This window comes from Micromonospora sp. NPDC005173 (genome assembly GCF_040608515.1).
GTDB lineage: Bacteria > Actinomycetota > Actinomycetes > Mycobacteriales > Micromonosporaceae > Micromonospora.
The window spans coordinates 92,488-104,068 of sequence record NZ_JBEXIK010000023.1 but is presented as its reverse complement, the minus strand read 5'-3'; the positions used below and the strand labels follow the sequence as shown (position 1 = coordinate 104,068).

Below are 11,581 nucleotides of genomic sequence, written 5' to 3'. Positions count from 1 at the left end.
CGCGCCGCCGGTGAAGGCGAGTCCAGCAGCGGTCAGAGCGGTCTTACGAATCAGATCGGTACGCATGATGGCGTGCTCCTCTGCATCGGGGGTGCGCGGCACGCGACAACGGGGGACGGTGCGCCGCACGAGGGAAGTTCAAGAGAGGGGGAACGGTCCGGCGATCCGGGGGGACCTGCTCGGGGTTCCGGGGGTGTAACCGTGCCGGCCGGTCGGGTGTTCCCGGCGGGCTGGCGACTGGCTACGGGGGGTGTAACCGTGCCGGCCTGGCGGGTGTTCCCGGCGGGCTGGCGGCTGGCTACAGGGGGATGTAACCGGGGCGGCCTGGCCGGTGTTCCCGGCGGCTGCCGCGCACCGGGCCAGGGGGCCACGGTCGCATGCCAGGTATAACGACCCGGGCCAGCCCACGATTCCACGCTGAGGGTGGCCCCGACCACGGGACGGCCCACCCCAAACGGGACGACACCCCCAGCCCGTCACGGGCCGACAACCCCAACCCGCCCGTCCGCCCCCACAACCGGGACCCACCGGCGATCTACCCCGAGCGCGTCACACCCGATCGGACTCGCATCCCGAACCGGACACCACACCCACGTGGCCGCCCACGTCGACCGGCGTCCAGCCACGCACTTTCCGGGAAAACGCTGCCTCCCCGGCACGCCGAGGCCACACCTTCCCGGAACGTGCGCAGACCTAAGAGGCCGCCGCTCGGCGGGCGGGTGCGTGCTTTTGAGCGTGATGACTCTGAGGTATCAATATGACTCTCAGGTATCACGCTCAACCATGCGGATGTCCCCCCGCCGTCGACCCGCCCGACCGCCGGTCTCCCAGCCGGGCTCGCCCCCGTGAGGTCTGGGGTGACGGGTGAGGCGAGGCCGCGGGCGCGACACGGAACGCAGTGCGGGGTTGGCAGACGACGCAGGTGCGCGACGGCGCGGGCCACGGACGCGGGGCCACAGACGGCACGGACTGCACAGATCTTGGCCGCCGCTCGCGTCGTGCCGGGTGCAAACGGCGCGTTCGCAGCCGACGCGATTGCCCCGAGGGCGCGCGGCCACAGACGGCACGGGGGCACACAGCACGGGGTGCGCAGACCGCGCCGCGTCCACAGACCGCGCAGGTGCGCGGACGGCAAGCGGCACGCGGACAGCGCGGGGGCACGCGGACAGCGCGGGCTGCCCGGGCGAGATCGTGCTCGATCCAGGAAATAGTCCCCACGCGGCGCGAACGAGGCCACTACATCCAGGATCGAGCACGATCATGAGGCAAACGCGCGCCGTTCGGCGGCTGGCGGTGGGTTCGCCCGCGCCGGGTGGGTCAGGGTGTGGCGGTAATGCCGAATGGCGGCGGGTTCACGAACTCGGCGTCGCCTCGACGCCCTCGACGACCCCCGTGCCCTTGTCGAGCGCGGCAAGGATCGCTTCGGCCGTGCGGCGGCCCACCCCGGGCACCTCGGTGATCTCCTCGACCGTGGCGGCGGAGAGCCGCTTGAGTGAGCCGAAGTGCCGCAGCAGCGCCTTGCGCCGCACCTCCCCCAGGCCGGGCACGTGGTCCAGCGCGGACTCGGTCATCCGCTTGGAGCGGCGCTGCCGGTGGAAGGTGATGGCGAACCGGTGCGCCTCGTCGCGGATCCGTTGCAGCAGGTAGAGCCCCTCCGACGTACGCGGCAGGATGACCGGGAACTCGTCGTCGGGGAGCCAGACCTCCTCCAGCCGCTTGGCCAGCCCGCACAGCGCCACGTCCTCGATGCCCAGCCCCGCGAGTGCCTGGGCGGCCGCCGCGACCTGCGGCGCGCCGCCGTCCACGACCACCAACTGCGGCGGGTACGCGAACTTGCGTGGCCGGCCAGTGGTGGGGTCGACGAGGGTGCCGATCCGTGGCTCCTCAGCGCCGGACGGGGCCTCCAGGTCGTCGGCCGACTCCACCCCCACCTCGCCGGTCTCCGAACGCGCGTCCAGATAGCGGGCGAAGCGACGGCGCAGCACCTCGGACATCGCGGAGAGGTCGTCGGTGGCGCCCCGGACGATGAACCGCCGGTACTCGCTCTTGCGGGGCAGCCCGTCCTCGAAGACGACCATGCTGGCCACCACGTCGGTGCCCTGGATCTGGGAGATGTCGAAGCATTCGATGCGCAGCGGCGAGGTGCGCATGCCCAGCGCCTCGCTGATCTCGTCCAGCGCCTTCCCCCGGGTGGTCAGGTCACCGGACCGCTTGAGCTTGTGCCGGGCCAGCGCGTCCTTGGCGTTGCGCTCCACGGTCTCCATCAGCGAGCGCTTGTCGCCGCGCTGGGGCACCCGCAGCGACACCCGGCTGCCCCGGTGGGTGGAGAGCCAGTCGGCCAGTGCGTCGGCGTCCGCGGGCAGCTCGGGAACCAGCAGCTCCCGGGGTACGTCCGCCTCGCCGTGCTCGCCGCCGTACACCTGGGTGCAGAAGTGGTGCACCAGGTCGCCGGTGCTCAACTCCTCGGTCTTCTCCACCACCCAGCCGCGCTGGCCGCGGACCCGGCCGTCGCGGACGTGGAAGACCTGCACGGCCGCCTCGAGCGGGTCGTCGGCGAACGCGACCACGTCGGCGTCGGTGCCGTCGCCCAGCACCACGGTCTGCTTCTCCATCGCCCGGCGCAACGCCGCCACGTCGTCCCGCAGCCGGGCAGCCCGCTCGAACTCCAGCTGCTCGCTCGCCTCGGTCATCTCACGTTCGATCTTGCGGACCATGGTGTCGGTGCGACCGGCCATGAAGTCGCAGAAATCGTCGACGATGGCCCGGTGCTCGTCGGCGGAGACGGTGCCGACGCAGGGCGCCGAGCACTTGCCGATGTAGCCGAGCAGGCAGGGGCGACCGACCTGGCCGGCCCGCTTGAACACCCCGGCGGAGCACGTCCGGGCCGGGAACACCCGCAGCAGCAGGTCGAGGGTCTCCCGGATCGCCCAGGCGTGCGAGTACGGCCCGAAGTAGCGCACGCCCTTGCGTTTCGCGCCGCGCATCACCTGCAGCCGCGGGTACTCCTCGTCGAGGGTGACGGCCAGGTAGGGGTAGGACTTGTCGTCGCGGTAGCGGACGTTGAACCGCGGGTCGTACTGCTTGATCCAGGTGAACTCCTGCTGGAGCGCCTCGACCTCGGTGCCGACGGTGATCCAGTCAACCGACTCGGCGGTGGTGACCATCTGCCGGGTGCGCTCGTGCAGATTCCAGACGTCGCCGAAGTAGGAGTTGAGCCGGCTGCGCAGGTTCTTCGCCTTGCCGACGTAGATCACCCGGCCGGTGCTGTCCCGGAAGCGGTAGACCCCCGGCGACTCCGGAATGGTGCCGGGTGCGGGACGGTAGGTCGAGGGGTCAGCCACGCCAGCAAGCCTAGTCCGGCCCCCCGACACCGACCCCGTCCGGCACCATCACGCAAGATCCACTCGGTCTCCGGGAAGTCGGCGTGCCGACGGGCGCCGCACACCCCGACTTCCCGGAACGCGAGTCGATCAAGCGGCTGAGCCGCGCCGGCCCGACCCGACGGGAGCGGGCTGGACGCGCCGGCCGGTCAGGCCAGCGAGATCTGGTCGCCGGTGACCTTGATGCTCTTGGGCGGCAGCGGCTTGGTGGCCGGACCGGCCTTCACCGAACCGTCCTCGATCGAGAACTTGCTGCCGTGGCAGGTGCAGTTGATGGTGCCGCCGTCGACGTTCGTCACCGGGCAGTTCTGGTGGGTGCAGATGGCGCTGAAGCCCTTGAACTGGCCGGCAGTCGGCTGGGTGATGACCACGCCCGCGGGGAGGATCTTGCCGCCGCCGACCGGGATGTCGGTGGTGGTGGCCACCGACTGCGCGTCCTGCCGGTCACCGCCGCCAGCGTCGCCGGTGCTGGGCACCGCCGGGCCGCCGCTGGTGGGAGCGCCACTGCCGGCGTCGTTGTCGTCGTCGCTGCCGCAGGCAGCCAGTACGACGGCTGCGCCGATCGCCCCGACACCGGTGAGCAGGGTCCGACGGGTCTGCGTACCCGGACCGGTCAGCGCCTGATCGTCACTCATGCCTCGCCTCTCTCTGGGCTGCTGCGCCGGTCCCGATCAGCCGGCCACATTGGTCAACACGGGCAACTGTGCCGGATGGTTCACGGCGGTGTGGCCTCGACCCGGGAAATGGGAAACGCCGGCGATGCCCGATGGGGCACCGCCGGCGTTTGGTCCGCTCAGCGCGCGGTGGCCGCGACCTTGCGCGGCGCCCGAGTCTTGGTGACGCCGTTGGCCTGGGCGGCCCGCTTGGTGGCCGCCGCCGCGCCCTTGGCCTCACCGTCGAGCTTGAGCACCTGGCGCAGGAACTCGCCGGTGTGACTCTCGGGCACCTCGGCGACCTCCTCCGGGGTGCCGGTGGCGAGCACGGTGCCGCCCCGGTGGCCCCCCTCCGGACCCATGTCGATCAGCCAGTCGGCCGTCTTGATCACGTCGAGGTTGTGCTCGATGGTGATCACCGTGTTGCCCTTGTCGACCAGCCCTTCCAGCACCATCAGCAGCTTGCGGATGTCCTCGAAGTGCAGGCCGGTGGTCGGCTCGTCGAGCACGTAGACCGTCCGCCCGGTGGAGCGCTTCTGCAGCTCGGAGGCGAGCTTGACGCGCTGCGCCTCACCGCCGGAGAGAGTCGGGGCGGGTTGGCCGAGGCGGACGTACCCGAGGCCGACGTCGACCAGCGTCTTGAGGTGCCGGTGGATGGCCGGGATGGCGGAGAAGAACTCGGCCGCCTCCTCGATCGGCATCTCCAACACGTCCGAGACGGTCTTGCCCTTGTAGTGCACCTCCAGGGTCTCCCGGTTGTACCGGGCGCCCTTGCAGACCTCACACGGGACGTACACGTCGGGCAGGAAGTTCATCTCGATCTTGATGGTGCCGTCGCCGGAGCACGCCTCGCAGCGCCCGCCCTTGACGTTGAACGAGAACCGGCCCGGGCCGTACCCGCGCACCTTGGCCTCGGTGGTCTCGGCGAAGAGCTTGCGGACGTGGTCCCAGACCCCGGTGTAGGTGGCCGGGTTGGAGCGCGGCGTCCGGCCGATCGGCGACTGGTCCACGCCGACGACCTTGTCCACGTGGTCGAGACCGGCGACCCGGGTGTGCCGGCCGGGCACCAGCCGCGCGCCGTTGATCTGGTTGGCCAGCACCGCGTACAGGATGTCGTTGACCAGCGTCGACTTGCCCGAGCCGCTGACCCCGGTGACCGCGATCAGCTGGCCCAGCGGGAAGGAGACGGTCAGGTTGCGCAGGTTGTGCTCGCGTGCGCCGTGCACCACCAGCTCCCGGTCCGGGGTCTGCGGACGACGCTTCTTCGGCGTCGGGATCGACCGGCGCCCGGACAGGTACGCCCCGGTGATCGACTCTGGGTTTTCCAGGAGCGCCGGCACCGAACCGCTGTGCACGATCTCGCCGCCGTGCTCGCCGGCGCCGGGCCCGATGTCGACGATCCAGTCGGCGGTACGGATGGTGTCCTCGTCGTGCTCCACCACGATCAGCGTGTTGCCCAGCCCACGCAGCCGGATCAGAGTCTCGATCAGCCGGTGGTTGTCACGCTGGTGCAGCCCGATCGACGGCTCGTCGAGCACGTAGAGCACACCCACCAGCCCGGAGCCGATCTGGGTGGCCAGCCGGATGCGCTGCGCCTCGCCACCGGAGAGGGTGCCGGCCGGCCGGTCCAGGGAGAGGTAGTCCAGGCCGACGTCGAGCAGGAACCGCAGTCGGGCGTTGATCTCCTTGAGCACCCGCTCGGCGATCATCTTCTGCCGGTCGGTCAGCTCGATGCCGGCGAGCAGGTCGGCGCACTCCCCCACGGACAGGTTGCAGACCTCGGCGATGCTCTTGCCGGCCAGGGTCACCGCGAGCACCTCGGGCTTGAGCCGGGCGCCGCCGCACGCCGCACACGGCACGTCGCGCATGTAGCCCTCGTACTTGTCGCGGGACCACTCGGACTCGGTGTCGGAGTGCCGACGCTCGATCCACTGCACCACGCCCTCGAAGCCGGTGTAGTAGGAGCGCTCGCGGCCGTACTTGTTGCGGTAGCGCACGTGCACCTGGTCGTCGGAGCCGTGCAGGATCGTCTTCTGCGCCCGCGCCGGCAACGCCCGCCACGGGGTGTCGACGTCGAAGTGCTGGGCCTCGCCGAGTGCCTCCAGCAGGCGCAGGAAGTATTCGAGGTTGTGCCCGGTGGACCAGGGCTGGATGGCGCCCTCACGCAGGCTGCGCTCCGGGTCGGGCACCAGCAGCTCCGGGTCGACCTCCTTCTTGGTGCCCAGGCCGGTGCACTCCGGGCAGGCGCCGTACGGCGCGTTGAAGGAGAAGACCCGGGGCTCCAGGTCCTCGATGGCGAGCGGGTGGTCGTTGGGGCAGGCCAGGTGCTCGGAGTAGCGGCGCTCCCGGTCCGGGTCGTCCTCCGGAAGGTCGACGAAGTCGAGCAGCACCAGGCCGCTGGACAGGCCCAGGGCGGCCTCGACCGAGTCGGTCAGCCGCTGCTTGGCGCTCGGCTTGACGGTGAGCCGGTCGATCACCACCTCGATGGTGTGCTTCTCCTGCTTCTTGAGCTTCGGCGGCTCGGTCAGTGGGTGCACCACGCCGTCGACCCGGGCCCGGGCGTAACCCTTGGCCTGCAGCTCGGAGAAGAGGTCGACGTACTCGCCCTTGCGGCCGCGGATGACCGGGGCGAGCACCATGAACTTGGTGCCCTCGGCCATCGACAGCACCCGGTCGACGATCTGCTGCGGGCTCTGCCGGGAGATCCGCTCGCCACAGACCGGGCAGTGCGGCTCGCCGATGCGGGCGTAGAGCAGCCGCAGGTAGTCGTAGACCTCGGTGATGGTGCCGACGGTCGAACGCGGGTTGCGCGAGGTCGACTTCTGGTCGATCGAGACGGCCGGGCTCAGCCCCTCGATGAAGTCGACGTCGGGCTTGTCCATCTGGCCGAGGAACTGCCGGGCGTACGACGAGAGCGACTCCACGTACCGCCGCTGCCCCTCGGCGAAGATCGTGTCGAAGGCCAGGCTCGACTTGCCCGACCCGGACAGCCCGGTGAACACGATGAGTGCGTCCCGGGGCAGGTCGAGACTGACGTCACGCAGATTGTGCTCGCGCGCGCCACGGATGATCAGTCGGTCGGCCACGGTTCGTGTACTCCCGGGAGAAGATGAAGCGGAGAATCTGTCCCGCTCTGGGGTGGTTCTGAGCGGTGGTGCGGGCGCGGAAAACACGCCTCGGCAACTCTAGCCCCGAGGTATGACAGTTTTCCCCGCCCGCACATTCCCCCAGCTCAGCCCGGTCGGCCGGGCCGGTCAGTAGCCCCCGGGCGTCGGCGGTCGGGCCGCCCGACGCCGGGCCGAGCGCCACCCACCGCGCCGCTCCGCGGCCAGCCGCGCCTCCCGCCGCCGGCTCTCCTGAGCCACCTCCCGCTGCAGCCGCCGCCAGCTCTCCCACCGGCGGGTGGAGAGCTCCCCGGTGCGCAGCGCCTCGCCGACCGCGCAGGCCGGCTCGCCGTCGTGCCCGCAGTCGGCGTACCGGCAGCCCTCGGCAAGCCCGGCGATGTCGGCGAACGCCCGGTCGAGCCCGGCCACGCCGTCCAGCAGGCCGACCGCCCGCACGCCGGGCGTGTCGATCACCGCGCCGCCACCGGGGATCGGCACCAGGGCCCGCCAGGTGGTGGTGTGCCGACCCTTGCCGTCGACCCGGCGGATCGCCTGGGTCGGCATCATCACCGCGCCGGCCAGCGCGTTGACCAGGCTCGACTTGCCCGCCCCGGACGGCCCGAGCAGGCCGAGCGTGCGGCCCGGCGCCACCTCCGCGCGCAGCGGCTCCAGCCCGACGCCGCGCTCGGCGCTGACCGGCAGCACCGGCACCCCGGGGGCGACCGCGGCGAGCTGACGGGCCAGCGCGGCCGGATCGGCCGCGAGGTCGGCCTTGGTCAGCACGACCAGCGGCCGGGCCCCGGACTCGTGGGCCAGGGACAGCAGCCGCTCGATCCGACCGACGTCCGGCTCCGGGTGCACCGGCTCCACCACGGCGGCGGCGTCGAGGTTGGCGGCCAGCACCTGGCCGCTGGCGTCCTTGCCGGCGGTACGGCGGATCAACGCGGCCCGCCGGGGCAGCACCGCCTCCACGGTGGTGCGGCGGTCCGGCCAGTGGGTGAGCAGCACCCAGTCCCCCGCGCAGGGCAGCGCGGAGGGATCCCGGACGGCGGCGGCCAGCACCGCCCCGCCCAGGCTGGCCCGGACCGGGCCGGCCGCGGTGAGCACCGTGCAGACCCCCCGGTCCACCCGGGCCACCCGGCCCGGGTGGTGCTCACCGCGCCGCGCGGCGTACGCCGCCCGTTCGGCGTCCCAGCCGAGGGCGGTCAGATCGATCGTCATGGCATCCTCATCGGTGTCGAAGCTGGTGATGGCGGAACACGCGTGTCACGGCCGGCATGATCACCACCTCCGTCCGACGTCCCGGTGCCGCGTATGTCGCCGACGGTAGGACGCGCGCCGACGCGCCGAAAGCGATTTCCCCGGCGACGGCGCGACGGCGGACCGCTAGGGTCGACGCGTGACCACCGATCCGCTCCTGCTCACGGGCGAGGTGGACGACGCGACCAGCCGGCTGCTGCGTACCGCGGCCTCCTTCGACGCCGCGGACCTCGCGGCCGCGTCGCTGCTGCCCGACTGGACACGCGGCCACGTGCTGGCCCACCTGGCGCGCAACGCCGACGGCTTCGTCAACCTGCTCACCGCGGCCCGCACCGGCGAGCCGGTGCCGATGTACGCGTCGCCGGAGGCCCGGGCGGCGGACATCGAGGCCGGCGCGGGCCGGCCGCCAGCCGAGCACCTGGACGACCTGCGACGCAGCGCGAACCGGTTCACCGAGGCCGTCGCGGCCATGCCGGTCGAGGCGTGGGCGGCGACGGTGCAGACCCGCCGGGGCCCGTGGCCCGCCGCCCTGCTCGTCTGGGGCCGGCTGCGCGAGATCGAGGTGCACCACCTCGACCTGGCCGCCGACTACCGGCCCGCCGACTGGTCGGAGGCGTTCGCCCACCGGCTGCTGCACGAGGTGGCCGCACATCACGCCGACCAGCCAGCAACTCCGTCGATGGTGCTGCGCTTCGACGGCGCCGGGCACGAGTTGGTTATCGGGGAGCGGGCCGACGCCCCGATCATCGCCGGTCCCGCCCCCGACCTCGCCGCCTGGCTGATCGGCCGCGACGGCGGCGACGCGCTCGCCGTCACTCCCGACGGTCCCCTGCCTACTCCACCGGAATGGATATAGACACCTGATGACATACAGCGGAGACGTCACCAACGGCGGTGCGCCGGCGGTGCGGGAGCTGGACGGGCTCACCATCAGCAAGCTGTCGGTGGGCCCGATGGACAACAACGCCTACCTGCTGCGCTGCACGGCCACCGGCGAGCAGGTGCTGATCGACGCCGCCAACGAGGCGCCCCGGCTGCTGGACCTGATCGGCGACCGGGGGCTCACCGCCGTGGTGACCACCCACCAGCACATGGATCACTGGGTGGCGCTGGAGGAGGTGGTGGCCAAGACCGGCGCCCGGGCGCTGGTGCACGCCGACGACGCGGCCGGGCTGCCGATCGAGGCGGAGCGGCTCGCCGACGGTGACAGCGTGCCGGTCGGCGACTGCGCGTTGGAGGTCGTCCACATCAAGGGGCACACACCGGGCTCGATCGCGCTGCTCTACCGCGACCCGACCGGCACCCCGCACCTGTTCACGGGCGACAGTCTCTTCCCCGGCGGCGTGGGCAACACCGACAAGGACCCGGTGCGCTTCGCCGCGCTGATCGACGACGTCGAGGGGAAGCTGTTCGACCGGCTGCCGGACGAGACCTGGTTCTATCCGGGTCACGGCAAGGACAGCACGCTCGGCGCGGAACGCCCGGCCCTGCCCCAGTGGCGCGCCCGCGGCTGGTAACCCTGTGCGGGGCCGGCCCCCCGGCCGGCCCCGCTCCCCCCACCCGACGCGCGGACGCACCCCGCACCCGCCGTCGGGCCAAACCGGTCAGGGCGTCGGCGCCGCGGTGACGGCCCGCAGCCGGCGCCGGGTGCCCAGCAGCACCACAGTCGCGAGCACCAGCCCCACGCCCATGGTGACCAGCAGCGGGCTCGACTCCCCCGGCAGCAGCCCGGCCAGCGAGCGGGACGCGGTGCCCAGCGCGAGGTAGAGACCCGCCCAGGCCGCCGCGCCGAGCGCCGCGCAGCCCAGGAACCGCCGGTACGACATGCGCAGCCCGCCCGCGGCCAGCGGCAGCAGCGCGTTGAACACCGGCAGGAACGGCGCCACCACCATCATCCGGCCACCACCACCCCGCAGGATCCCCTCCGCCGCCGTCCAGCGCGCCTCGCCGATCCAGCCGCCGACCCGACTGCGTCGCAGCCGCTCGGAGTACACGCGACCGACCAGGAAGCTCAGCGACCACCCGGCCAGGCAGCCGACCAGCACCGCGGTGAAGGTGGCCAGCCCGGTGGCCGGGCGGCCCACCCCGACCGCGGCCAGGATCGCCACGTCACCGGGGACCAGGACGCCGAGCAGTGGGATGGCGTCGAAGAGCATGACCAGCCCGAGCGCGCCCATCAGCAGCAGGATGGGCAGTTCTCCGACCTCGGCCAGCCATTGCGTCATACCCCGTACGCTATGACCGCCGCACCACCCCCGACATCAGGTCGCACCCCCCAGCGACCCCTGGTGTCCGCCTCAGGGTCGCCCCTGAGATCGGGATCCCGCCTCAGTCGGGTCGCAGCACCTGCACCCGGCGCAGCGACGAGTCCACGGACGGTTCCGTGGTGGGCACCGGATAGTCGGCCAGCACCGTCAACCGGTCCGCCGGCAGGTGCCCCCGGTCGGGGTCGCCGACCAGCACCTCGGCACCGCGGGCGGCGGCCCGTTGCAGGAACGGCAGCATCCGGTCGGCCAGTGCGCGGCTGTAGAAGGCGTCACCGGCGAGGACCACGTCCGCCTCCGCGTCGCCGCTGTCCAGCAGGTCACTCCCGCTGGCGTCGACGGCGACCCGGTTGGCCCGCGCGTTGACCGTGACCGCCGCGACGGCGTACGGGTCGATGTCGTTGGCGACCACTTTGGCGGCGCCGGCCAGCGCGGCGGCGATGGCCACCAGCCCGGACCCGGCGGCGAGGTCGAGTACCCGCCGGCCGGCGACCAGCTCCGGATGGTCCAGCAGGTGGCGGGCCAGGGCCTGACCTCCGGCCCAGGCGGAGGCCCAGTACGGCGGCGGCAGGGCGTGCCCGGCGGCGGCCTCCATCCGGGCCCACCAGACGATCGCGTCCTCAGCCAGGTGCAGCCGCACCTCGGGGACGAACGGAGTTGGTACCAGTCGGAGCCGGTCCAGGCCGTCGCCGGGCGCGTCGATCTCGCGCTCCAGCTCGGACAGCGCGGTGGCTGCGGCACCCCTCATCGGCGCAAGCATGCCCCAGTGGCGGGTGGCGGGGGCGGGGTTTCGCATGGCGGCACGTAGAGTTCACCCGACTTCACCCGAGTGCCTACGGCACTTCGGCCGGCGGATCCGGGTTTTGCCCGTTACTGTCGGACTGGTACGGGCGATCATCGGCCACAGGCCGAGGGTCAGC

General features: G+C 72.3%; 8 protein-coding genes. 2 read left to right on the top strand and 6 right to left on the bottom strand.

Annotation, left to right across the window (positions count from 1 at the left end):
- Positions 1-1,352 precede the first annotated feature (1,352 nt).
- From uvrC to rsgA, 4 genes are all read right to left on the bottom strand, one after another.
- Positions 1,353-3,341 carry an excinuclease ABC subunit UvrC gene (uvrC, locus tag ABZV00_RS23770; RefSeq protein ID WP_355609764.1) on the bottom strand — a complete coding sequence of 663 codons (1,989 nt, stop codon included), beginning with the start codon at positions 3,339-3,341 and terminating at the stop codon, positions 1,353-1,355.
- 188 nt (positions 3,342-3,529) lie between these two features.
- On the bottom strand, positions 3,530-4,015 hold the full coding sequence (locus tag ABZV00_RS23765) for a Rieske (2Fe-2S) protein (protein WP_355609763.1): 486 nt from the start codon (positions 4,013-4,015) through the stop codon (positions 3,530-3,532).
- Positions 4,016-4,173: 158 nt separating this feature from the next.
- Positions 4,174-7,119: an excinuclease ABC subunit UvrA gene (gene uvrA / locus ABZV00_RS23760; protein ID WP_328418763.1), complete on the bottom strand. Its 2,946-nt coding sequence runs from the start codon at positions 7,117-7,119 to the stop codon at positions 4,174-4,176.
- Positions 7,120-7,287: 168 nt separating this feature from the next.
- Positions 7,288-8,358, bottom strand: coding sequence for a ribosome small subunit-dependent GTPase A (rsgA, locus tag ABZV00_RS23755; protein ID WP_355609761.1), 1,071 nt, complete (start codon positions 8,356-8,358; stop codon positions 7,288-7,290).
- A 178-nt stretch (positions 8,359-8,536) separates the two neighbouring features.
- Between rsgA and ABZV00_RS23750 the strand changes: the two genes are divergently transcribed.
- Together ABZV00_RS23750 and ABZV00_RS23745 are read left to right on the top strand one after the other, a co-directional pair.
- Complete coding sequence (locus ABZV00_RS23750) at positions 8,537-9,253, top strand: maleylpyruvate isomerase family mycothiol-dependent enzyme (RefSeq protein WP_355609759.1); 717 nt, start codon at positions 8,537-8,539, stop codon at positions 9,251-9,253.
- A gap of 7 nt (positions 9,254-9,260) precedes the next feature.
- Positions 9,261-9,914: an MBL fold metallo-hydrolase gene (locus ABZV00_RS23745; RefSeq protein ID WP_328418766.1), complete on the top strand. Its 654-nt coding sequence runs from the start codon at positions 9,261-9,263 to the stop codon at positions 9,912-9,914.
- Positions 9,915-10,001: 87 nt separating this feature from the next.
- Here the strand turns inward: ABZV00_RS23745 and ABZV00_RS23740 are convergent, their stop codons facing one another.
- Both ABZV00_RS23740 and ABZV00_RS23735 read right to left on the bottom strand, forming a co-directional pair.
- Positions 10,002-10,622, bottom strand: a complete 621-nt coding sequence (locus tag ABZV00_RS23740; protein WP_355609756.1) for a VTT domain-containing protein — start codon at positions 10,620-10,622, stop codon at positions 10,002-10,004.
- Positions 10,623-10,725: 103 nt separating this feature from the next.
- A complete protein-coding gene (locus ABZV00_RS23735) occupies positions 10,726-11,421 on the bottom strand; it encodes a 50S ribosomal protein L11 methyltransferase (protein WP_355609775.1) in 696 nt (231 codons plus the stop codon).
- Positions 11,422-11,581 lie beyond the last annotated feature (160 nt).

Coding starts and splice junctions, on each gene's coding strand:
- ABZV00_RS23765 (WP_355609763.1), bottom strand. CDS start 4,015: ATGAGTGACGATCAGGCGCTGACCGGTCCGGGTACGCAGACCCGTCGG.
- rsgA (WP_355609761.1), bottom strand. CDS start 8,358: ATGACGATCGATCTGACCGCCCTCGGCTGGGACGCCGAACGGGCGGCG.
- ABZV00_RS23745 (WP_328418766.1), top strand. CDS start 9,261: ATGACATACAGCGGAGACGTCACCAACGGCGGTGCGCCGGCGGTGCGG.
- ABZV00_RS23740 (WP_355609756.1), bottom strand. CDS start 10,622: ATGACGCAATGGCTGGCCGAGGTCGGAGAACTGCCCATCCTGCTGCTG.
- ABZV00_RS23735 (WP_355609775.1), bottom strand. CDS start 11,421: ATGCTTGCGCCGATGAGGGGTGCCGCAGCCACCGCGCTGTCCGAGCTG.